Genomic DNA, 22030 nt, shown 5'->3' with positions numbered 1-22030 from the left:
CAGGGCAGAGGGTGTTGGTGCGGGAGGGGGGATTCGAACCCCCACGTCCTTTCGGACAATAGGACCTAAACCTACCGCGGCTGCCGTTACGCCACTCCCGCCGGCACTGGAGAGTCTAGGGCGTCGCACCGGCCCGCTGTCGAGGCCTCCGAGGGTGTGATCGACACCGTTGCGGCGAAGTGGCAGTGTCCCGGTCGGGCCGATACCACCACTGCGCCGTAACGGTGTCGATCACGCCAGCTCAGTCCAGACCGAGGTCGCGGCGCAGCTTGGCGACGTGGCCGGTGGCCTTGACGTTGTACAGCGCCCGCTCGATCTTGCCGTCCTCGTCGATCACGAACGTGGAGCGGATCACGCCGGTGACGGTACGGCCGTACGACTGCTTCTCGCCGTACGCCCCGTAGGCGGTCAGCACCGTCTTGTCGGTGTCGGCGACCAGCGGGAAGGTGATCGCGTCGCGCTCGCGGAACTTGGCGAGCTTCTCCGGCTTGTCCGGCGAGATGCCGATCACCTCGTAGCCGGCGGCCTGCAGCGAGGCGAGCGAGTCACGGAAGTCGCAGGCCTGCTTGGTGCAGCCGGGGGTCATCGCCGCCGGGTAGGCGTACAGGATGACTTTGCGGCCGCGCAGGTCGGCCAGGGTGACCTGGTCGCCGGTGTCGGTGGGGAGGGTGAACTCGGGCGCCGGGTCACCGGGGGAGAGGCGAGCGGGTGCGGTCATGGCCCGACCATACCGCCGGCCCGAGCCGACCCCGCCGACCGCCGGGCCGACCAGGCCGACCGGGCCGAGGGCACAGTCCGGCCGAGGCTCAACCGGGCCGACCGCAGGCTCCGGTGGACGCACGCCATTCCACCGGAATTAACACAACTGTGTTTTTGCAAGCTATTGGCAACAAGCTCGGGTGGGAAATAGGCTCGGTCTGCCGGCGAGCGCGGGCCCGCCGTCCCGTGGGAGGTCACGTGGAAAACCTGGCCATGCACATCTCGAACGGCATCATCAACGGTCCTGTCGCCGCGCTCTTCGCGGTGATCGCCCTGGTCGCGATGGCGGTCGCCGTCCACCGTGGACGGCAGGACCTGGACGACCGGCTGGCCCCGATGGCGGGCCTGGTCGCCGCCTTCATCTTCGCCGTGCAGATGCTCAATTTCCCGATCTTCACCGCCGGGGTCAGCGGCCACCTGCTCGGTGGCGCGCTCGCCGCCATGCTTGTCGGCCCCTGGGTCGGCGCGCTCTGCATCGCCGTGGTGCTTGTGGTGCAGGCCCTCGTGTTCGGCGACGGCGGAGTGGCCATGCTCGGGCTCAGCATCACCAACATGGGGGTGATCGCGGTCGCGGTGGCGTACCTGCTGATCGCGCTGCTGCTGCGGGTGCTGCCGCGTACCCCTGCCGGGTTGGCCGTCACCGCCTTCGTCGCCGCGCTGGTCAGCGTGGTGGTCGCGGCGATGGGCTTCGTCCTTCAGTACTGGCTCGGCGGCACCGCCGACCTCGGCGGCAACCTGGCCGGGCTGGCCGGGACGATGGCCGTGTCCCACCTGTTCATCGGCATCGGCGAGGGCCTGATCACCGCCACCACGGTGGTCACCGTGGCGAAGGTCCGACCCGATCTGGTGTACGCGCTGCGTGCCGCCCGTAAGCCGGTCGGACCGGCGTCCGTCCCCGCCGTCGGAGGTGTCCGGTGAAGCGTTTCTGGGGTTTCCTCGCAGGCGGGCTGCTGGTGGCCCTGCTGCTGGCCGGCGTGGTCAGCAACTTCGCCTCGCCGCACCCGGACGGGCTGGACTCCTCGCTGCGCGAGGGCTGCACCGTCGACGCCGACGGTGAGATCACTGGCGGCAGTTGCCCGGCCCAGCAGGAGAAGGAGCACGAGATCGGTGGGCCGCTCGCCGACTACGGCATCGCCGGTATCGACAACGAGCTCCTCTCCACCGGGCTGTCCGGCGTACTGGGCGTCCTGCTGACCTTCGCACTGGCCGGCGGCGCGTTCTGGCTGGTCCGCCGGCGCGGCACCGACCCGACCCCGCAACCGGTCGGCCCGACTCAGGAACCGCTCGACGCGGGCACACCCGCGTCGAGCCAGGGGTAGCGCCGGTGGGAGCCGGGCACGCCCACGTGCTCTACCGGGACGCCGACTCGCCGGTGCACCGGCTGCCACCGGAGGTGAAGATCGCGGCGATGGTGGCGTTCACCGTCGCCGTGGTCGCCACCCCCCGGGCGGCGTTCTGGGCCTTCGGCGCGTACGCCCTGCTGGTCGCGGTGGTGGCGGCGCTGGCCCGGGTGAGCCCTCGATGGCTGCTCACCCGGTCGGCGATCGAGGTGCCGTTCGTGCTGTTCGCGTTCGCGTTGCCGATCATCGGCGCGGGCGAACGGATCGACGTGCTCGGCCTCAGCCTCTCCACCGAGGGCCTCTACGGCGCGTGGAACATCCTCGCCAAGGGCACGCTCGGCGTCTGGGCGTCGCTGCTGCTGGCCGCGACCACCACCACCCGTGACCTGATCGTCGGGCTGGACCGGCTGCGCTGCCCGCAGATCATCACCCAGATCGCCACCTTCATGCTGCGCTACCTCGACGTGCTGGTCGGCGAGGCCCGCCGGATGCGGGTCGCGCGGATCTCCCGGGGCGACGACCCGCGCTTCCTGTGGCAGCTGCGCGGCTTCGCCGCCGGCATCGGCGCGCTGTTCCTGCGTGCCTTCGAACGCGGGGAACGGGTCTACCTGGCCATGCTGTCGCGCGGCTACACCGGGCGGATGCCGGCGGTGTGGCAGGGCGCCGGGGCGGCCACCACCGGGCAGTGGCTGGTCGCGGCGACCGTGCCGCTGCTGGCCGGCACCGTCGCCGCCACCGCCGCCGTACTGACATGATTCACGGTGTGGCATCGACCGCACCCAGCCTCGACGTCCGAGGCGTCCGGTACGCCTATCCGGACGGGCACGTCGCCCTGCACGGCGTGGACCTGACGGTGGCCCGGGGCGAGCGGGTGGCTCTGCTCGGGCCCAACGGTGCCGGCAAGACCACCCTGGTGCTGCACCTCAACGGCATCCTGAGCGCCACCGAGGGCAGCGTCAGCGTCGGTGGGCTGCCGGTGACAGGCGACCGGGCGCGGCTGGCCGAGATCCGGCGGCGGGTCGGCATCGTCTTCCAGGACCCCGACGACCAGCTCTTCCTGCCCACCGTCGCCGAGGACGTGGCGTTCGGGCCGGCCAACCTGGGGCTGCGCGGGGCGGAACTGGCCGCCCGGGTGGACGAGGCGCTGGCCGCGGTGGGCATGTCCGAGCATCGTGACCGGGCCCCGCACCATCTGTCCTTCGGCCAGCGCCGCCGGGTGGCGGTGGCCACCGTGCTGGCGATGCATCCGGAGATCCTGGTGCTCGACGAGCCGTCGTCGAACCTCGACCCGGCGGCCCGGCGGGAACTCGCCACCATCCTGCGCGCTCTGCCGGTGACCCTGTTGATGGTCACCCATGACCTGCCGTACGCGTTCGAACTCTGCGACCGGTCGGTGATCCTCGACGGCGGCCGGATCGTGGCCGACGGGCCCACCGCCGACCTGTTGGGCGACACCGACCTGCTCGCCCGGCACCGCCTCGAACTGCCGTACCCGTTCAGTCCCGCTCGGAACTGACCGTCGCCACGGGCACCGGGACCGACCTGGTGGCCGCGTGGCCGGCGGCGTGCAGCCGCAGGACTGCGGCGGCCAGCGCCCCCGCCCCGGCCCCGACGGCCAGGACCACAAGCACCCGGGCGAGCGTCGGTGGCCAGGGCACCGGCACGACGGACCGGGCGAGCAGGGCCGCGTTCGTCACCCCGGCGAACAACGCCAGGCAGGCCCCGGCCAACGCCAGCGGAAAGTCGGCACCGGTCCGACGGCGCACCGCCCACCCGCCGGCGGCGAGCGCGCCGAGCCCGGACAGCAGCGTCCACACCGGCCCGGTCAGTAACCCGAGCAGCATCGCGCCGACCCCGGTCGCCCCGGCGTCCAGCACCCGGCCGACCGCGAGCAGCACGGCCGCCACTCCGCCGACGGCCAGCAGACCGCCGAGGCCGGCCAGCGCTCGCCGGCCCGGGACCGAAGCCGCCGGCAGCAGGCCGAGCGCACCCGCCGCGAGCGCGCCGACGACCGCCACCACCCACCACGGGTACGCGTCCGGCGGCGGCACCCAGTGCAGGCTGCCCCGGATCTCGGCCGGCCCGTCCGGGTCACGCAGCGGCACCACCCAGTCGCGTACCCGGTGCTCCCGGTCGGGTGCGGCGCGGACCTGGGCGGGCGGTCCGGCCTCCCGCCACAGTGCCCGCTGGTCGTGCCAGCGGGCGGTCGAACCCGACTCGACCCGACGCCACTGCGGTGCGGCCGCCGGATCCACCTCCGGCGGCAGGACGGTCTCCCCGGCGATGGTGCGGTTCAGGTACGTGGCGGGGGAGCGGAGGTTCTCGTACACCCCGTCCGGTCCCACCCGCAGGTACGGCTCACCCGAGTAGCCGATCACCTCCACCGGCTGGTCACCGGTGTTTGTCAGCTCCAGCCGGGCACCCGCCTCGATCACCCGTACCGAAAGGTGCGGGCGGTCCGGGGCCACGGCGCCGATCTCGACCCGGTAGTCGGTCCCGTTCGGGGCATCGGCGCCGTGCGCCACCGCCGGAGCGGCGGTGGCGATCAGCGTGGTGACCAGGCCGGCGAGCAGCAGCCCGGCCCGGGTCAGCAGGGCACGGCTCACCGCCCGGCCGCCTCCACCGCGGCGGTGATGTTCTCCGGCGTCCACTCCCGCACCTGCTCACCGTTGACCAGGACGGTCGGGGTGCCGGTGACGTTGGCCCTGGTCGCCTCCTCGCTGACGTGCGAGGTCCACGGCTTGTACTTGCCGTCGCGCACGCAGCTGCCGAAGCTGTCGCGGTTCAACCCGACCTCGGCCCCGATGTCGATCAACTCGTTGTCGCTGAGCTGCGCGCCGTTCTCCGGCGGCTGCTTGTCGAACAGCGCCTTGCTGAACTCGGTGAACTTGCCGCCCTCGGCGGCACAACCGGACGCGGCCGACGCGCGGGTCGAGTACTGGGTGCTGGAGAAGCGGTTCAGGTAGGCCACCGGGTGGTACACCACCCGGGCCTTGCCGTCGCTGACCAGCTGCTCGATGGTCGCGCCACTGGTCTGCTCGAACTGCTTGCAGGCCGGGCAGAGGTAGTCCTCGTACACGTCGATGGTCACCGGTCCGCTGCCGACCACGATGCCGGTGCCGTCCTCGGTCGCCCCCGGCGGCGCGACGAAGGTTCCGGAACTCTGACTGGACCAGACGCTCCAGCCGATCAGGCCGGCGACCACCAGCACCGCAACCGCCCCGATCGAGACCCACAGCGTCCGCTTGCGCCGCCGTTCCCGGGCCAACTGCTCCCGGACCACGCGGGCCGCGTCCTTGCGCCCCTTGCGACTACTCATCCTCGTCCTCCACCGGTTCGCCCGTCAGCGCGCCGTCCACCGAGACGGCCGTGCGGGGCCAGATCAGCAGGAACCCGGCCAATGCCAGGAAACCCAGATCCCGGAGGATCTCCGGGAGATAGCTCGGGGTCTGCCCGGGCGGCAGCGCGCCGCCGGTGCCGAAGCAGCCACAGTCGATCGCCAGCCCGCGCGACCAGGCCGAGATGATGCCCGCGATGAAGACCACCAGCAGCGCCGCGGAGACCCCGGCGACCAGTCGGGTGGCCAGCCCGAGCAGCAGCAGTACGCCGAGCGCCAGCTCGACGAAGGGCAGCACCGCCCCGACCACCACCGACACGTCGTACGGCAGCACCTGGTAGGCGTGCACCGCCCGGCCGGAGGCGGCCAGGTCACCGACCTTCGTCGCGCCCGCGTACAGCCAGACGGCGGCCAGCCCGAGGCGGACGACCAGCCCGAGCCAGGGCAGCAGCTTCCTGTTCACCCGGCCAACGCCTCACCGACGGCGTTCACCAGTTCGCTGCGCGCGCGGGCGACCCGGGACCGGATCGTGCCCACCGGCACCCCCTCCACGGCGGCGGCCTCCGCGTACGACAGACCCAGCAGCTGGGTGAGCACGAATGCGCCCCGCCGTTCGGTCGGCAGCCGCCGGACCAGGTCGGCCGCACCGAACTGCCCGGCCGGGTCGGGGTGCGGCACATCGGTGTACGCGTCGGCGGTGAGCCGCTGGGCCAGCCGGCGTCGGCGGACCACCGTGCGCAGGTGGTCGGCGCAGGTCCGCCGGGCGATGCCGAGCAGCCAGGTACGGGCCGTGGAACGTCCCTCGAAGGCCGGCAGGGCGCGGAACGCCCGCAGGTACGTCTCCTGGGTCAGATCGTCGGCGCTGTCCGGATCGACCAGGGCCGCCGCGAAGCGCCACACCTCGGCCTGGGTGGCTCGGACGAAGTCGGCCTGGGCGGCCGGATCGCCGTCGCGTGCGGCCAGCGCGGCGACGGTGGCGAGGTCGGCCGTCTCCGGGCACTCCTGGGCGCGGCGGTCGGCCGCGTCGGAGTCGGCAGCGGCGCTGTCGCGTGGGGCGGGGATCACGACAACCCAGGTTACGCGGCAGCGCGTTGAGCAGCAGGGTCCTTCGGCCCTTCCCATGCAATGCGCCACGCCGGGAACTTTTTTCCCTCAGCGTCCGACTACCCGAGCATGACTCCCGGCCCTGAATCGGCGAGCATGGCCAGCATGACTGCCGCCCCTCGCCGCCGATTCGCCCGGCTGACCGCCGCCGCCGGTCTGCTGGTGACCGTCGTGGCCCTGCTGCTTGCTCCGGCGAGCCCGGCCGCGGCGCACGCCGTGCTCTCCAGTAGCAGCCCCGCCGCCTCGTCCGTGGTGCCGAACGCGCCGACCGAGGTGGTGCTCACCTTCAGTGAGCCGGTCCGCAAGGTGCCGGACAAGATCCGAGTGATCGCGCCGGACGGATCTCGGGTCGACCGGGGTGAGCCCACCTTCGCCGACAGTGTGGTGAGCATCCCCGTCGACAACTCCGCCGGCAACGGTACCTACCTGGTCACCTACCGGGTCATCTCCGCCGACAGCCACCCGGTCTCCGGGGCGTTCACCTTCTCCGTCGGCGCGCCGTCCGAGCCGCCGGTGGACGCCGGTAACGACAGTCGGGCCGACCCGGTGGTCAGCAACGCGGTCAAGGTCAGCAAGTTCGTCGGGTACGCCGGACTGCTCCTGCTGGTCGGCGCGACGCTTGTGCTCGCCCTGCTCTGGCCGCGTCGGCTGCCCCGGACCGCGCCGGCCCGGCTGGCCTGGATCGGCCTCGGGCTGGTCGCCCTGGCCACCGTCGCGACGACCCTGTTGCAGGTGCCCTACACCAACGGTGGCGGCCCGTTCGACATCACCGGTGCCGGCCTGGGCCTGGTGCTCGGCAGCACGTTCGGTGCCGCCCACCTGGTCCGGTTGGGTCTGCTGGCCGCTGCGGCGGTCCTGCTCCGGCCGCTGTTCGCCGGCTCGGTGGGCCGTACCGACCTGATCATCCTCGGGGTGCTCGGCGGGGCGGCACTGCTCACCTGGCCGCTGGCCGGCCACCCGGCCGCCTCGCCCGCCCCGGCGGTGTCGGTGCTCGTCGACGCCGTGCACCTGGGCAGCATGGCCGTCTGGCTGGGCGGCCTGGTGATGCTCGTGGTGTTCCTGCTGCCCCGGGCCGACGAACGGGAGTTGGGCGCGATCCTGCCGATCTGGTCCCGGTGGGCCGCCCTGGCGGTGTCGGCGCTGCTGCTCGCCGGCATCGTCCAGGCCCTGATCGAGGTGGCCACCCCGACAGCCCTGGTGAACACCACGTACGGCCGGCTGGTGCTGGCCAAGGTCGGGCTGTTCGCACTGGTGATCGCGGTCGCCGCGTACTCACGGCACCTGGTCCGCAAGCGGATCGCGGCCAGCCGCCCGGCACCGATGCGCCGGGCGGTCTGGATCGAGCTGGCCGTCACCGCGGTCGTGCTCGCGGTGACCTCGGTGCTGGTGCAGACCCCACCGGCCCGTACCGCCGGCGCCGACGTGGCCGGTGCCGAGAGCGGCTACTTCACCACCACCGTGCAGAGCAGCCTCTACTCGATGCAGATCGAGATGGCACCCGCCCAGCGGGGCAACAACTCGGTGCACTTCTACGCCTACACGCTGGACAACCAGCCGCTGCCGATCAAGGAGTGGAAGGCCACCGTCGCACTGCCGTCGGCAGGTATCGAGGCGATCGACGTACCGCTGCTGCCGCTGACCGACAACCACGCCACCGGCGAGATCAACCTGCCGTCGGCAGGCGAGTGGGAACTGCGGGTGACCGCTCGTACCACCGAGATCGACCAGGCCACGGTGACCGCCACCGTGTCCATCCGATAGAGAGGGTTCCATCGATGATCCGTCACCGGCGTACCGTGGGTGCCATCGTCGCCCTGACACTCGGCACCGTCGCCACGGCCGTGTTCGGTTTCGCGGCGCCCGCGTCGGCGCACGTGTCGATCAGCCCGAGCGAGGCGAAACAGGGCGGTTACGGCCGCTTCGCGTTCCGGGTGCCGAACGAGAGTGACGAGGCCTCGACCACCAAGCTGGAGATCTTCCTGCCGGAGAACGCCCCGGTCGGCTCGGTGTCGACCATGCCGGTACCGGGCTGGACCGTCGCGGTGGAGAAGCGCCGGGTCGACCCGCCGGTGCAGGTGCACGGCGCCGAGATCTCCGAGGTGATCTCCAAGATCACCTGGACGGCTGAGGGCGCTGCGGCGGCCATCGCCCCGGGCACCTTCCAGGAGTTCCCGGTCTCCATGGGCCCGCTGCCCGACGTAACCCAGATGGTCTTCAAGGCGCTGCAGACCTACTCCGACGGCGGCGTGGTGCGCTGGATCGACGAGCCGCAGCCCGGTGGCGAGGAGCCGGCCACCCCGGCGCCGGTGCTCACCCTCACCGCCGCGACCTCCACGGCGGAGCCGACCGACGCGCCCACCGCATCGCCCGGCGCACCCGCCCAGGCGGCCGAGGACGACGAGGACGGCAACGGGCTCGCGGTCGGTCTCGGCGTCGCCGGGCTGGTGGCCGGGCTCGCCGGGCTGGTGCTGGGCGGCCTGGCATTCGCGCGTACCCGACGGGCCGGCGGTCCCGGCCAGGGCGGCGAGGCGACGGCGGCCTCCTGACCCCCACCCCGCCCACCACGAGACCCGCCGGCATCCTCCGGCGGGTCTCGCCGTCTCCGCCGCCCTCTTCGTTCCTGCTGTCGTCGCCGTCCCGCCGTCCCGCCGTCCCGCCGTCTCCTGCCGTCCCCCGTCCTGCCGTCTCCTGCGGTCCTGCGGTCTCCGCTGGCTCTGTGGCTGGTGGTCCGACAGGTCTTCTCCGCGTGCCTGCCCGATATCCACTGACCAGCCGTTCGTCGTAGGTAAGGTCGGCCGGGTAGTTGACTACGGAGAGGGATGTGGCGGATGCGTTTCGTGTGGACGCTGGCCGGAATGTTGCTGCTGGCCGTCGGCATCACCGCGCTGGTCGGTGCCGCCGCGCTCGGCCTGCTGACCGGTCACGCCGACCCGGGCGGCACCTACGCGGCTCGCTTCGAGACCGTGCAGACCACCGGGCACGCGGTGGTGGTGACCGACCTCGACGAGCTGGTACGCCAGGAGGTGCCGCTCGCCGGCGTCGGTGAGGCCCGGATGCGACTGGACGCCCGCACCCATGACGGCCCGGCCTTCGTCGGCCTGGCCCCCGCCGACGAGGTACGACGCTGGCTGGCCGGCGCGCCGTACGCCGTCGTCGAGCGGATGGCGCTGGCCCGGGGCCCGCTGCCGGTCCGCCTGACACCGGTCACCCCGTCCGCCGACGAGCGTCCGACCCTACCGGCCGGACCCGGTGCGCAGACCTTCTGGACCCGCGCCGGCAACGGAACCCTGGAATGGACCCCCGACGAACTGGCCGGGCAGCGCCTCAGCCTGGTGTTGATGCGCACCGACGGTCGCGCCGACCTGACCCTGGAACTGCGAGCCGAGCTGCGACCCGGCTGGCTGGCCCCGGCCACCTGGGGCTCGCTGACCGCCGGCATGCTGCTGGTGATTGTCGCCGCGCTGCTCCTGCTACGCCCGGTACGCCCCCGCGAGGTGATCATCGTGGTCGAGCCGGACCAGGTACCGATCCTCGCCGGCCGCCTCGGAATCAGCTCGCTCAGCGGCCTCGGCACCCCGCCCCCGAACCGTTTCGCCGAGCGGCAACTCGTCGCGGTGGGCAGCACCCTGCCCGCCACCCGAGCAATAGCCCCCGTACCCCGCCCCCAGACCCTCGCCGACCTCCCCGCCCCCCACCACCCCCTACGCCCACCAGCCCCACCCCACTAACACCTTCCCCGGGCATGCCCCGCCCCGCTCGACGCCCGCCCCAGCCCTCGCAGCACCCCCTCGCCCCCGCGATCTTGCACTTTCCGTCGGGGCGAACGCGACATAAGCCGCGCCTCGGCGACTGAAAGTGCAAGATCGACGGGGCGAGTCGGGCGCGGGCGTGGCGGGCGCCGCCCTTGCCTCCGCCCGCCCTTGTCTCCGCGATCATGCACTTTTCGTCGGGGCAAAGAGGGCGTAAGGCGCTTATCGGCGACCAGGAGTGCAAGATCGACGGGGTGAGACGAGCGGGGCGCAACGAAGGGGGCTCTCCGTCCGGGGAGGGCTGGTCGAGCGGGGTTGGGATCGGGCGGGAGCGGGGTGAGTGGGGTGAGTGGGGCGGGGGTAGGTAGGTGGGGGGTGGGGTGGTTGAGGGTGGGTTATCGGGGGATGGGGGTTTTGGGGTGGGTGGTGGGGTGGGGGGATTTTGTGGGCTTGGTGCCGGTGCGGGTGCGGATGGGGAGGACGGCGAGGAGGAGCAGGCACAGCAGCACGTACGCGTTGCGTCCGACGAACTCCCAGGGGGTGTCGGTCGGTGTCGGGGCGATTCCCCAGTCGTAGAAGGAGACCACCCCGTACACGATGATGGCGCTGGTGCCGACGGCGACGGCGGCCAGTCGACGACGACGGCGTGCTCCCTCGGCGGTGCGTGGGTCGGTGCTCAGGGTCGCGTCGATCAGGATCACCACCGCCGGAATGAACCAGTAGATGTGGTGGGTCCAGGTGATCGGGCTGATCAACGCCGCCACCAGGCCGGTCAGGGTCAGGCCGGTGAGCGCGTCACCGGCCTGCGAGGCGCGTACGGCGCGCCACAGTCCGTACCCGACGATCGCCGCGACCAGCGGCAGCCAGATCAGGCGGCTCGGATCTTCCGGGGCGGAGAGTCGGCTCAGCAGCCCGAACAGTGACTGGTTGCCGGTGTAGTCGGTGCGGCCGACGCGGTCGGTGGCCCACAATTCGTGCGTCCAGAAGCGCCACGAGTCTCCGGGCGCGACCGCGGCGGCGAGCAGGGTCGCTCCGGCGGCGGTCGCGGCTGCCACGGCCGCGGCCCGCCACCGCCGGGTCGCCAGCAGGTAGACCACGAAGATGCCGGGGAACAGCTTGAGCGCCGCCGCCAACCCGATGCCCACGCCGGCCCACCGGCTGTCCCGGGGTACGGCGAACAACAGGTCGGCCAGGATCAGCACCACCAGCAGCATGTTGATCTGGCCGAAGGTGATGGTCTCCCGGGTGCTCTCCACCCCCAGGACGAACAGCGCCCCCACCGCCAGGGTGAACAGGTACGGCAGCCGGTGTCGGCGGATCACCGGGTCGAGCAGCCATTTCGTGGTGACCAGTACGCCCAACAGGGTCAACCCGGTGAAGATCGCCACCGTGACCCCGAGTGTGAGGTGGCCGAAGGGCAGCAGCAGAAGGGCGGCGAACGGAGGATAGGTGAAGTACAACTCGCCCTGCACCCGATCGGGCTGCACGTAGTCGTAGAGCGGATTGCCGGCGGACCACCAGTCCATCGCCGACATGTAGATCTTCAGATCGAAGAAGTTGTGCACCCTGCCGGGCAGGTAGAGGGCCGGTAGTGCCGCTGCGACAACCAACACGCTGAGTATCCGGCGGTCCCGGCGGGCACCAGGGTCCGCTACATCGACGGTGCGGGGTGTGGCGGGATCGGCGGGCACGGGAAAACCCTAGCGGTCGCTCGGCCCGGCGGCGTGCAGCCACGAGGCTTGGGCTGCGCGTAGGCTGTCCCGGTGGCTGATCTTCTTGTCTGGATCGACTGTGAGATGACCGGGCTGGACCTCGGCAGCGACAAGCTGATCGAAGTCGCCGCGTTGGTCACCGATCCTGATCTCAACGTGCTCGGTGACGGCGTGGACGTGGTGATCCATGCGGACGACGCGGCGCTGGACGCCATGCCGGAGATCGTCCGGACGATGCACGGCAAGTCCGGGCTCACCGAGGAGGTACGCCGCTCCACGGTCACCCTGGCCGAGGCCGAGGACATGGTGCTCGACTACGTCAGCCGGCACGTCAAGGATCCCCGTACCGCCCCGTTGTGCGGCAACTCCATTGCCACCGACCGGGGGTTCATCGCCCGGGACATGCCCCGCCTCGACGCCCACCTGCACTACCGCATGATCGACGTGTCCTCGATCAAGGAGCTGTGCCGGCGCTGGTATCCGCGGGTGTACTTCGGTCAGCCGCAGAAGGGCCTGGCGCACCGGGCCCTGGCCGACATCCGGGAGAGCATCCGGGAGTTGGAGTACTACCGGCGCACCATCTTCGTGCCGCTGCCCGGGCCGGACGTGGACACCGCCAAGGGCATCGCAGCCGGCCTCTGAACCACCCCGCAACCCGCTGGACGCGCTCGACAGTGGTGGGGGTATGATTTCTTCGCACCGCTCGGGCGCAGACCGGGCGTGGCGGCATGGTGGCTGTAGCTCAGTTGGCAGAGCACCGGGTTGTGGTCCCGGTTGTCGTGGGTTCAATTCCCATCAGTCACCCAGTCAGTGGATCAGATCCACAAGCTCAGGCCCCCTCTCGTAGGGGGCCTGAGCTTTTTGTGCCACCTCGCCGACCCGGTGCAGCACGTGCGGGCCGAGTGTCCAGGCCGAGCGGTGCTGCCGTACCAAGGTCAGACCATCTCAGCAGTGTGGTCCGCCCAGTCCTCCGCCTGTTCCAGTGCTAATGGTCTGACCACCTACCAATCATCGGCGATCTGGTCGGTCGTGATCCGCTGTTCGGTCGGCTGGTCTCAGGTGTTCGGTGTCCGCCGCATCAGCCGCCCGAATATCCGTCCTGACCTGCGGGAACTTTGGCGGTTGCGGATAACGAACGCGTCACGGAGTCTTACCTGACCTGAACTTTCCTCGGTAGGTTGCAGCAAGGCATGAGGTCGGACCTCATTCCTCGTGCCTCTTAGCTGACGAGGTGAGTTGACGAGTGCAGGAACCCGCCCCCCGGTACGCCGGATACCAGTCCTTCGACTACTTGACGCCGCACGTGGACTACAAGGTCTTCGAGCTGGCTCCGCAGCTCGGCCGCGTGCCGGAGCACGATCTGGGTCTCAACGCCGAGCAGTACGCCCGGGTGGCCCGGCTGCTCCGGGAGCACATGGCCATCTCGCTGCACGAGCACCCGAAGATCCTGCCGGCCGACGTGTCTCAGCTGCGCGACTACAACCGCACCGGCCGCAACTCCTTCGGCTTCGAGGGCCTGGCCCGCTCCGGTCTGACCGCGGTGTTCGACAACTTCATGAACGGCACCGGCTGCGTGACAAGTGAGCACGCCTGGAAGTGGGACGACGTCATCTACGACATCGGTCTGCGCTTCGCCGACATCGCCAAGCAGGACCACGTGGTGGTGGCGACCACGTTGGAACAGATCTTCGAGGCCAAGCGCAACGGCCAGATCGCCCTGGTGGCGGGTCTGGAAGCGGCCACGATGATCGAGAACGAGCTGGACCGGATCGACATCCTCTACGGCTTCGGCGTACGCCAGATGGGCATCGCCTACAGCCAGGCGAACATGCTCGGATCCGGCCTCTCCGAGGACCGCGACGGCGGGTTGACCCACTTCGGGCGGCGCGCGGTGGATCGGATGAACAAGCTCGGTATCGCCATCGACATCTCGCACTCCGGCGACCAGACCTCGCTGGATGTGATCGAGGCCAGTCGGGTGCCGGTGTTCATCACCCACGCCGGTGCCCGTTCGGTCTGGAACACCCCTCGGATGAAGCCGGACGAGGTGATCCGGGCCTGCGCCGAGCGTGGTGGCGTGATCGGCATCGAGGCCGCTCCGCACACCACCCTCTCGGCGGGCCACCCACACCATTCGATCGAGTCGGTGATGGACCACTTCACGTACTGCGTGGAGTTGGTCGGCATCGACCACGTCGCGTTCGGCCCGGACACCAACTTCGGTGACCACGTCGGGCTGCACGACAGCTTTACCCAGCACCTGGCGATCGGTAAGGCCCACGGGGTGGTGGACCACCCGCGGGTTCCGTACGTGAGCGGCATGGAGAACCCGGCGGAGTGCTTCAGCAACATCGTCGGGTGGTTGGTCACGCACGGTTACTCCGACGACGAGATCGCCAAGGTCATCGGCGGCAACATCATCCGGGTTCTTCAGGAGGTTTGGTGAAAATGGCAGTGAAGGGTCGTTGGCGGCTCGCTGTCGCGCTCGGCGTGGTGGCCACGCTGGGTGTGTCTGGCTGTGGCCTGAACGAGGACAACAACTCGTCCTCCAGCAACTCGTCGTCGGACACGGTGCTGCGGATCGGCACCACCACCGACGTGAGCAACTTCAACCCGCTCCAGTCGCTCAGCAAGACCGACTCGTGGATTCTCAACGCGATGTACCCGCACCTGCTGCGGATCGACGAGAACGCGAAGAAGTCCCCGGAGCTGGCCAAGGAGTACCGCTACGAGGACGACGGCAAGACCGCCGTCTTCGTGCTGCGCGACGACTTCAAGTGGTCCGACGGCAAGCCGGTGGTCGCCGACGACGTGAAGTTCAGCGCCGAGAAGATCATGGAGTACAAGCTCGGCAACGTCGCCGCCAAGCTGACCTGGGTCGAGTCGATCGAGGCCCCGGACGCGACCACCGTCAAGTTCAAGCTCTCCCAGCCGTACGCGCCGTTCGCCGAGGGCGTCGGCTTCTGGATGGCCGTCGTGCCGAAGCACATCTTCGAGCCGGCCGGCGACCTCTCCAAGTTCGCCAACGACTCGAACTGGGTCGGTGCCGGACCGTTCGTCCTGGACAGCGTGACCAAGGGCCAGCGCTACGTGATGAAGCGCAACGAGCACTACCCGCTCGCGCCGGGTGGCAAGGCCGCGGTCAGCCAGGTCGAGTACCGGGTCTACCCGGACGTGAACACGATGATGCTGGCGCTGCGCAACGGCGACATCGACCTGATGGGTACCCCGGTGCCGGTCTCGGCGGCGAAGACCTTCGAGGGCGACGACAAGATCAAGCTGCAGAAGGTCGGCGCGCTCGGCTTCGCCCACCTGACCTACAACATGAAGAACAAGTACCTCGCCGACCAGCAGGTCCGGCAGGCGCTGTCGATGGCGGTGGACACCAAGGCGATCATCTCCGCGGTGCTCCAGGGTGACGGCCAGCAGATGGCCGGGCCGATCTCGCCGATCTTCTCGGAGTACGACAACACCGAGCTCCAGCCGTACCCGTTCGACCCCGAGGGCGCGAAGGCCAAGCTCAGCGCGGCTGGTTACAAGGACGCCAACAACGACGGCTTCTTCGATGAGCTCTCCTTCGGCGTGGCCTGCGACCAGTCCAACGCCAACATCACCCGGGTGGTGCAGCTCTTCCGCGAGAGCGCGGCCAAGGCCGGCATCAAGCTGGAGAACGAGTGCGTCGAGCGCAACACCTTCCTCACCCGCACCAAGAACGGTGAGTACGACATCGACGCCTCGCAGTGGGGCGTGTTCGACAACCCGATGGACCAGCTGCGCAGCACCTACCTGTCCAGCAACCCGGGTGGCATCAACTACAACCTGCTCGAGTCGGCCGAGATGGACGCGCTGATCAACGACGCGGCCGGCACCACCGACCCCGAAGAGTTCAAGACCAAGATCAAGAACATTGACAAGGTCGTGCACGAGCAGGCGTACCTGACCCCGCTGTACGTGGAGAACTTCCAGTTCGCCTACAACGCCAGCAAGTTCACCGGCTTCGTCGCGTCGCCGTCGGACCTGCTCGGCATGGTCACCGCGTACTCGCTGGCCCAGGTCACTCCGGTCAAGTAACCCCCAACCAGAGGGAAAGGAGGGGTCCCCCGTGGTGCGTTTCGTGCTCAGCCGGGCATTGAAGGCCGTCCTGACCGTGTGGATCGCGATCACCTCGACGTTCTTCCTGCTCCGGCTGCTGCCGGGGGACCCCACGACCCTCATGGTCGAGGGCGACATGACGCCGGAGATGCAGGCGGCACTGCTCAAGACGTACGGCCTGGACCGTCCGTTGTGGGAGCAGTACGTGTCGTACCTGCGCGAGCTGGTCCAGGGCAACCTGGGCATCTCGTTCCGGCAGATCCAACCGGTCACCGACATCATCCTCGACCGTCTGCCCTGGACGTTGCTGCTGGCCGGCAGCGCGTTCGTACTGACCGTCGCGGTCGGCATCCCGATCGGCGTGACCGCCGCGGTCAACCGGGGCAAGTGGCTCGACCGGGCGCTGCAGGGCTTCGGCATCAGCGCCAACGCGCTCTTCGTGCCCAGCGTCGCGATCCTGCTGCTGGTCTTCTTCGGTGCCCAGCTCGGCTGGTTCCCGATCGGTGGGGCGATCGACCCGGACACCCGGGGACTGGGCGCCTACCTGAGCCTGGCCCACCACCTGGTGCTGCCGGTGCTCTCCCTGGTCCTGGTGCAACTCGGCCCGTACGCGCTGACGCTGCGGACCAACATGATCGAGGTCCTCGGTGAGGACTACATCCGGGCCGCCCAGGCCCGGGGCCTGTCGGCCCGCCGGCGAGTCTGGAAGCACGGTCTGCGCAACGCGATCCTGCCGGCACTGACCCTGATGGGCCTGCAACTGGGCACCCTGGTCGGCGGCGCGGTGCTGACCGAGACGGTCTTCGCCTATCCCGGGGTCGGCCGCCTGATCTACGAGGCGGTGGGTCAGCAGGACTACCCGGTGATCCAGGGGGCGTTCATCATGCTCGCCGTCACCGTCGTGTTCGCCAACGCCCTGACCGACATGCTCTACGCGGTCCTCAACCCCCGGATCCGCCTGTGAGCGCCGCAGCTGTGAGCGCGAGGAGTGCAGCGCAGCGGAGCCCCGCAGTCGCGAACGAAAGCGGACCCGTGCGCGTCCCCACCACCGTGAACGAAGGGAGGGTGCCGTGAGTGCCCCTGTGCTGACCGAGCCGGCACCGCCGTCGGCGCCGACGGCCTCCAAGCGGTCCTCCTTGCTGGGTTACCTGCGGCAGCCCACCGTGGCGCTGTCGGTGCTGGTGCTGCTGGTGATGGTGCTGATGGCGGTCTTCGCACCGTTGATCGCCGACGAGCCCAGCGGCGCCGGCCCGGATGTGTTGCAGTCGCCGTCGGGCGCGCACTGGTTCGGCACCGACGACCTCGGGCAGGACGTCTTCGCCCAGGTGGTCTGGGGCACCCGGACCAGTCTGGTGATCGGTCTGGCCGCCTCGCTGATCGCGATCGTGCTGGGCACCACGATCGGACTGGCGGCGGCGTACTTCCGGCCGATCGACGCGGTCGCCACGGTGATCACCGATGTGATGCTGGCGCTGCCCACCCTGCCCCTGATGATCATGCTGGCCGCGGTGGTCAGCCCAAGCGTGGTGACCCTGACCCTGATCATCGGGTTCTTCGCCTGGCCCGAGGTGGCCCGGCTGATCCGCTCGCAGGGGCTGGTGATCAGCGCGATGCCCTACATCGACGGGGCCCGGGTGCTCGGCGCCACCGGCTGGCGGATCGTCACCCGCGAGATCCTGCCCGCCGTCGTCTCGCTGATGATCGTCAGCGTGCTGCTCACCGCCTCCCGGGCGGTGATCTCCGAGGCCGGCCTGAGCTTCCTCGGCCTCGGCGACCCGGACGCCTGGTCCTGGGGGCGGATCCTGCTCAACGCCCAGCGCAGCGGCACGATCGCGATCGCCTGGTGGCAGACCCTCTTCCCGTCCCTGGCGATCCTGCTGCTGGTGCTCGCCGCGACCCTCGCCGGAATGCGGTTCAACGACTCCCGTGACCCCCGCCGCAACGGAGGCTGACAAGTGCGACTTCCCGACAGCTTCTACACAAGCGTCCGTACCCGACTCAGCGAGGCGCTCGACGAGCGTGGCCTGGACGGCTACCTGGCCACCTCGCCGCCGGAGGTCGCCTTCCTCAGCGGCTTCTTCTACATCGCCACCGAACGACCGGTCTACCTGTGGATGCCCCGCGAGGGTGAGCCACTGCTGGTCATTCCCCGCCTCGACGAGGAGTACGCCGCGCAGCAGGGCGTCACCATGCCGATGGTCAGCTACTTCGAGTACCCGGGTGTGGTCAGCGCCGAGGAGACCCTGGCCGCCGCGCTGTCACGGCCAGGTGGGGCGGGACGCCGCATCGGCGTGAGCGCCGGGGTGTCGGTGGCCGCGTTCCGGGCGTTGTCCGGGGCCATCGGCGGTGCGGAACTGGTCACCACCGACGCGGTGGCGAAGCTGCGGCTGTGCAAGTTCCCCGAGGAGATCCCGTTCCACGAGGCCGCCGCCCGGATCTGCGACGAGATGCTCGCCGCCGGGCGCGGGCTGATCGAGGAGGCGCTGGCCTCCGGTGGCCCGCTGCCCCGCGAGGACGAGATCGCCCGGCACGTGATCGGTTACGGCACCGATCAGATGTACGCCCACTACGACCTGGTCGTCTACACCACCAAGCTGGCCGGGGGACTCGTCTACGCCGGGCCGAACTCGGCGCTGCCGCACGGCCTGCCGACCCGTCGGCGGGTACGACCGGGCGACACCCTGATCCTCTCCCTCGGCGCGGCGGTGGCCAGCCGTTTCGTGGAGAGCGAACGGACATTCATCATCGGCGAGCCCACCGCCGAACAGGTGCGCTACTACGAGGCCGACCGGCAGGCGCAGGAGGTCGGCACCCAGGCGATGATCGCCGGCCGGACCTGCGCCGAGGTCAACAAGACCTGCCTGGACGTGCTGCGGGACCAGGGGCTGGGGGACTACATCCGGCACCGGCAGGGGCACGGCATCGGGCTGCAGAACCACGAGGCGCCGTGGGTCGAGGCCGGCGATCACACCGTGCTCGCCCCCGGGATGCTGCTCTCCAGCGAGCCCGGTGTCTACGTGCCCGGGCACGCGGGTTACCGCATCTCCGACACGGTCCTGGTGCAGCAGGACGGTCCGCGCCGGCTCACCGGCTACCCGCGCGACCTGGCGTCCAACATCATCGAGGGGGTCCGGTGAAAATCAACGGAGCGGAACTTGTCGTCGAGGCGTTCGGCCCCGAGGACGGCCCGGCGATGATCGTGCACCACGGCGCGCCGGGGCTGGGCTCGCGCAGCGAACCGAAGCGGTCCTTCGGCCCCTTCTCCGACCGGTTGCGGGTCATCGTCTTCGACGCGCGGGGCTCCGGCGAGTCCAGTGACGACGAGCCGTTCACCCACGAACAGTGGGTGGCCGACGTGGACGCGATCCGGGAGCACTTCGGCTACGAGAAGATCGTCATGGCCGGCGGCTCGTACGGCGGTTTCATCGCCATGGAGTACGCCATCGCGCACCCCGACCGGGTCTCCGCGCTGGTGCTGCGGGACACCGCAGCGGACACCGCGCACGACCACCTGGCGGTGGAGCGGGCCCGCAACACCGACCGTTCGGTGATCCCGGAGTGGGTCATCGACCGGATCGGCACCGGCCGGTTCGAGAGCAACGAGCAGCTGCGCGAGTACTGGCGGGCCATCCTGCCGCTCTACGACCACCAGCACGATCCGGCCAAGGACGAGGCGCGGCTGGCCGCCACCCGCTTCCACTACCGGACCCACAACGCCGCCTTCGGGCAGAACATGCCCCGGTACGACCTCAAGCCGAAGCTGCCCTCGATCACTTGCCCGACCCTGGTCACCGTGGGCCGGCACGACTGGCGTACGCCGGTGGAGGCCTCGCAGGTCATCGCCGACCTGGTGCCCCACGGTGAGCTTGTGGTCTTCGAGAACTCCGGCCACTCCCCGCAGTTGGAGGAGCCCGAGCTGTTCCAGCAGGTGGTGCGGGACTTCCTGCACCGAGCCGGAGTGCTGCGATGAGCCTGTTGGAGATCGACGACCTGCGGGTCGCGTTTCCCAGCCCGAACGGGCCGGTCAACGCGGTAAACGGGGTGTCGCTCGAAGTCGACTCCGGACGGACCCTGGCCATCCTCGGCGAATCCGGTTCCGGCAAGAGCGTCACCGCGCAGGCGGTGATGGGCATCCTCGACGTACCGCCCGCCACGGTCAGCGGATCGGTCCGGTTGCAGGGCCGGGAGCTGCTCAACCTGCCCCGCAAGCAGCGGGAGCGGATCAGCGGCGAGGAGATCGGCATGGTGTTCCAGGACGCCATGGCCGCCCTCAACCCGGTCTTCACCATCGGCCACCAGATCATGGAGGTGCTGCGGGTACGCCGGGGCATGTCCCGCGCCGACGCCCGCCGCCGGGCCATCGAACTTGTCGACCGGGTACGCATTCCGGCGGCCAGGGACCGGCTGCGCGACTACCCGCACCAGTTCTCCGGTGGCATGCGCCAACGCATCATGATCGCGCTGGCCATCTCCCTGGAACCGGACCTGCTGATCGCCGACGAACCCACCACCGCCCTGGACGTGACCGTGCAGGCCCAGGTGATGGAGCTGCTGGCGGAGATCCAGCGGGACAGCGGCATGGGTCTGCTGCTGATCACTCACGACCTGGGCGTGGTGGCCGAGGTCGCCGACGAGGTGGCGGTGATGTACGCCGGCCGGATCGTCGAGCGCGGCACGGTCGAGCAGATCTTCGCCGGGCCGGCGCACCCGTACACCGAAGGGTTGCTCGCCTCGATGCCCCGGGTGGACCGGCGCGACGAGCAGCTCTACGCGATTCCCGGCGCCCCGCCGAACCCTGCCCGGCTGCCCACCGGATGCCCGTTCCACCTGCGCTGCCCCCGGGCCACCGACGAATGCCTGGTGACCCTGCCGCCGCTGCACGCGCTGCCGGCCGACCGGGCCAGCGCCTGCCACCACCACGAGGAGGTGCTCGGTGCCACCCAGCGATGACGTGGTGCTACGGGTCGAGAACCTGGTCAAGCACTTCCCCGTCAAGGGACGCATCCCGTTCGTCTCCGGCGGGGTCGTCAAGGCCGTCGACGGGGTCTCCTTCGACCTGCGCCGCGGCGAGACCCTCGGCGTGGTGGGGGAGTCCGGCTGCGGCAAGAGCACCCTGGCGCGGATGCTCGTCGGGTTGGAACAGCCCACCTCCGGCGCGGTGCGCTTCGGCAAGTCGGTGGTGCACCAGGCCAAGGGGCGGGAGCTGCGGGCGCTGCGCCGCCGGATCCAGATCGTGCTCCAGGACCCGTACACCTCGCTGAACCCGCGCCGGACGATCCGGGAGATCCTGCTCCAGCCCTTCGAGATCCACCCGGACGTGCTGGACCGTCGACGCCGGGTCGAGCGGATCAAGGAACTGCTGGACCTGGTCGGCCTCGACGCCAGCCTGCACCTGGACCGCTACCCGCACCAGTTCTCCGGCGGGCAGCGGCAACGCATCGGCATCGCCCGGGCGCTGGCGTTGAACCCCGACGTGATCGTCTGCGACGAGCCGGTCTCCGCACTTGACGTCTCCGTCCAGGCCCAGGTGGTCAACCTGCTGGAACGCCTGCAGGACGAGCTGGGCGTGGCGTACGTCTTCATCGCCCACGACCTGTCGGTGGTGCGGCACATCTCCGACCGGGTCGCCGTGATGTACCTCGGCAAGCTGGTGGAGACCGGTCCGGAGATCGACCTGTACGAGTCGCCCAAGCACCCGTACACCAGCGCGCTGCTCTCCGCGGTGCCGGTGCCCGACCCGGCCGGCCGCCGACAACGGCAGCGGATCCTGCTGGCCGGTGACCCGCCCAGCCCGGTCAACCCGCCGTCGGGTTGCCGGTTCCGGACCCGCTGCTGGCAGGCCACCGACACCTGCGCCACGACCGAACCCCCGCTGGCCGCCGGTGCACATCCGGTCGCCTGCCACTATCCGCTGGCCGCGTGACGGCCGGCTACCCG

At 70.3% G+C, this 22030-nt stretch carries 21 protein-coding genes, 2 tRNA genes and 1 pseudogene; 17 read left to right on the top strand and 7 right to left on the bottom strand.

What is annotated here, in order from left to right; all coding sequences use genetic code 11:
- Nucleotides 1-15: 15 nt before the first annotated feature.
- Together EG812_RS12265 and bcp are read right to left on the bottom strand one after the other, a co-directional pair.
- Nucleotides 16-101: transfer RNA gene (locus EG812_RS12265), tRNA-Leu, on the bottom strand.
- A gap of 140 nt (nt 102-241) precedes the next feature.
- Nucleotides 242-718 (bottom strand): thioredoxin-dependent thiol peroxidase, encoded by a 477-nt coding sequence (gene bcp / locus EG812_RS12260; RefSeq protein ID WP_126711599.1) that lies wholly within the window; start codon nt 716-718, stop codon nt 242-244.
- Between the two features lie 239 nt (nt 719-957).
- On the opposite strand from bcp, the gene EG812_RS12255 reads away from it, so the two are divergent.
- Genes EG812_RS12255 through EG812_RS12240 form a run of 4 tightly spaced genes read left to right on the top strand, consistent with a single transcriptional unit; the run spans nt 958 to nt 3615 of the window.
- Nucleotides 958-1677, top strand: coding sequence for an energy-coupling factor ABC transporter permease (locus EG812_RS12255; protein ID WP_126711598.1), 720 nt, complete (start codon nt 958-960; stop codon nt 1675-1677).
- Nucleotides 1674-2078: a PDGLE domain-containing protein gene (locus tag EG812_RS12250; RefSeq protein ID WP_013731890.1), complete on the top strand. Its 405-nt coding sequence runs from the start codon at nt 1674-1676 to the stop codon at nt 2076-2078. Before EG812_RS12255 ends, EG812_RS12250 begins: the two co-directional genes overlap by 4 nt.
- Nucleotides 2079-2083: 5 nt before the next feature.
- Nucleotides 2084-2854, top strand: a complete 771-nt coding sequence (gene cbiQ / locus EG812_RS12245; RefSeq protein ID WP_126711597.1) for a cobalt ECF transporter T component CbiQ — start codon at nt 2084-2086, stop codon at nt 2852-2854.
- Entirely contained in the window at nt 2851-3615 is a 765-nt protein-coding gene (locus EG812_RS12240) for an energy-coupling factor ABC transporter ATP-binding protein (RefSeq protein WP_043719801.1), read from the top strand. The genes cbiQ and EG812_RS12240 overlap by 4 nt, the downstream gene beginning before the upstream one ends.
- Here EG812_RS12240 and EG812_RS12235 read toward each other — a convergent pair.
- The 4 genes from EG812_RS12235 to EG812_RS12220 are packed head-to-tail and all read right to left on the bottom strand — an operon-like array spanning nt 3596 to nt 6501.
- Nucleotides 3596-4705 carry a hypothetical protein gene (locus EG812_RS12235; protein ID WP_233579460.1) on the bottom strand — a complete coding sequence of 370 codons (1110 nt, stop codon included), beginning with the start codon at nt 4703-4705 and terminating at the stop codon, nt 3596-3598. The two genes, EG812_RS12240 and EG812_RS12235, sit on opposite strands and share 20 nt — an antisense overlap.
- Entirely contained in the window at nt 4702-5418 is a 717-nt protein-coding gene (locus tag EG812_RS12230; RefSeq protein ID WP_013731894.1) for a DsbA family protein, read from the bottom strand. The genes EG812_RS12235 and EG812_RS12230 overlap by 4 nt, the downstream gene beginning before the upstream one ends.
- Complete coding sequence (locus tag EG812_RS12225) at nt 5411-5899, bottom strand: MauE/DoxX family redox-associated membrane protein (protein WP_013731895.1); 489 nt, start codon at nt 5897-5899, stop codon at nt 5411-5413. The genes EG812_RS12230 and EG812_RS12225 overlap by 8 nt, the downstream gene beginning before the upstream one ends.
- A complete protein-coding gene (locus EG812_RS12220) occupies nt 5896-6501 on the bottom strand; it encodes a sigma-70 family RNA polymerase sigma factor (protein ID WP_013731896.1) in 606 nt (201 codons plus the stop codon). The genes EG812_RS12225 and EG812_RS12220 overlap by 4 nt, the downstream gene beginning before the upstream one ends.
- Nucleotides 6502-6636: 135 nt before the next feature.
- Here EG812_RS12220 and EG812_RS12215 point away from each other — a divergent pair, with 135 nt between their 5' ends.
- The 3 genes and pseudogenes from EG812_RS12215 to EG812_RS30055 form a co-directional block, all read left to right on the top strand.
- Complete coding sequence (locus EG812_RS12215) at nt 6637-8301, top strand: copper resistance CopC/CopD family protein (RefSeq protein WP_126711595.1); 1665 nt, start codon at nt 6637-6639, stop codon at nt 8299-8301.
- A gap of 14 nt (nt 8302-8315) precedes the next feature.
- The gene (locus tag EG812_RS12210) at nt 8316-9086 is read left to right on the top strand and encodes a YcnI family copper-binding membrane protein (protein WP_126711594.1); all 771 of its coding nucleotides are present in this window, start codon (nt 8316-8318) and stop codon (nt 9084-9086) included.
- A gap of 810 nt (nt 9087-9896) precedes the next feature.
- Nucleotides 9897-10268, top strand: a pseudogene (locus EG812_RS30055) (hypothetical protein); the annotation flags it as partial.
- A gap of 416 nt (nt 10269-10684) precedes the next feature.
- On the opposite strand, the gene EG812_RS12200 reads toward EG812_RS30055, so the two are convergent.
- On the bottom strand, nt 10685-11980 hold the full coding sequence (locus EG812_RS12200) for a glycosyltransferase family 87 protein (protein WP_043719803.1): 1296 nt from the start codon (nt 11978-11980) through the stop codon (nt 10685-10687).
- A 72-nt stretch (nt 11981-12052) separates the two neighbouring features.
- On the opposite strand from EG812_RS12200, the gene orn reads away from it, so the two are divergent.
- The 10 genes from orn (at nt 12053) to EG812_RS12150 (ending at nt 22016) form a co-directional block, all read left to right on the top strand.
- The gene (gene orn / locus EG812_RS12195; protein WP_081476034.1) at nt 12053-12643 is read left to right on the top strand and encodes an oligoribonuclease; all 591 of its coding nucleotides are present in this window, start codon (nt 12053-12055) and stop codon (nt 12641-12643) included.
- An 89-nt stretch (nt 12644-12732) separates the two neighbouring features.
- Nucleotides 12733-12805 (top strand) — tRNA-His (locus EG812_RS12190).
- Between the two features lie 439 nt (nt 12806-13244).
- Nucleotides 13245-14447 carry a dipeptidase gene (locus EG812_RS12185; RefSeq protein ID WP_126711592.1) on the top strand — a complete coding sequence of 401 codons (1203 nt, stop codon included), beginning with the start codon at nt 13245-13247 and terminating at the stop codon, nt 14445-14447.
- Between the two features lie 2 nt (nt 14448-14449).
- A complete protein-coding gene (locus EG812_RS12180) occupies nt 14450-16072 on the top strand; it encodes an ABC transporter substrate-binding protein (protein ID WP_233579473.1) in 1623 nt (540 codons plus the stop codon).
- Nucleotides 16073-16103: 31 nt separating this feature from the next.
- The gene (locus tag EG812_RS12175; RefSeq protein WP_013731904.1) at nt 16104-17057 is read left to right on the top strand and encodes an ABC transporter permease; all 954 of its coding nucleotides are present in this window, start codon (nt 16104-16106) and stop codon (nt 17055-17057) included.
- 106 nt (nt 17058-17163) lie between these two features.
- Nucleotides 17164-18045 carry an ABC transporter permease gene (locus EG812_RS12170; RefSeq protein ID WP_126711591.1) on the top strand — a complete coding sequence of 294 codons (882 nt, stop codon included), beginning with the start codon at nt 17164-17166 and terminating at the stop codon, nt 18043-18045.
- A 3-nt stretch (nt 18046-18048) separates the two neighbouring features.
- A complete protein-coding gene (locus EG812_RS12165; RefSeq protein WP_126711590.1) occupies nt 18049-19230 on the top strand; it encodes a M24 family metallopeptidase in 1182 nt (393 codons plus the stop codon).
- On the top strand, nt 19227-20063 hold the full coding sequence (locus EG812_RS12160) for an alpha/beta fold hydrolase (protein ID WP_013731907.1): 837 nt from the start codon (nt 19227-19229) through the stop codon (nt 20061-20063). The genes EG812_RS12165 and EG812_RS12160 overlap by 4 nt, the downstream gene beginning before the upstream one ends.
- On the top strand, nt 20060-21043 hold the full coding sequence (locus EG812_RS12155; protein ID WP_013731908.1) for an ABC transporter ATP-binding protein: 984 nt from the start codon (nt 20060-20062) through the stop codon (nt 21041-21043). Before EG812_RS12160 ends, EG812_RS12155 begins: the two co-directional genes overlap by 4 nt.
- Complete coding sequence (locus EG812_RS12150; RefSeq protein ID WP_013731909.1) at nt 21027-22016, top strand: ABC transporter ATP-binding protein; 990 nt, start codon at nt 21027-21029, stop codon at nt 22014-22016. The genes EG812_RS12155 and EG812_RS12150 overlap by 17 nt, the downstream gene beginning before the upstream one ends.
- Nucleotides 22017-22030 lie beyond the last annotated feature (14 nt).

Origin of the sequence: Verrucosispora sp. FIM060022 (assembly GCF_003977705.1) — a bacterium.
Classification (GTDB): Bacteria; Actinomycetota; Actinomycetes; order Mycobacteriales; family Micromonosporaceae; genus Micromonospora; species Micromonospora gifhornensis.
The sequence above is the reverse complement of the archived record's forward strand: the minus strand, read 5'-3'. Positions and strand labels throughout refer to the sequence as shown.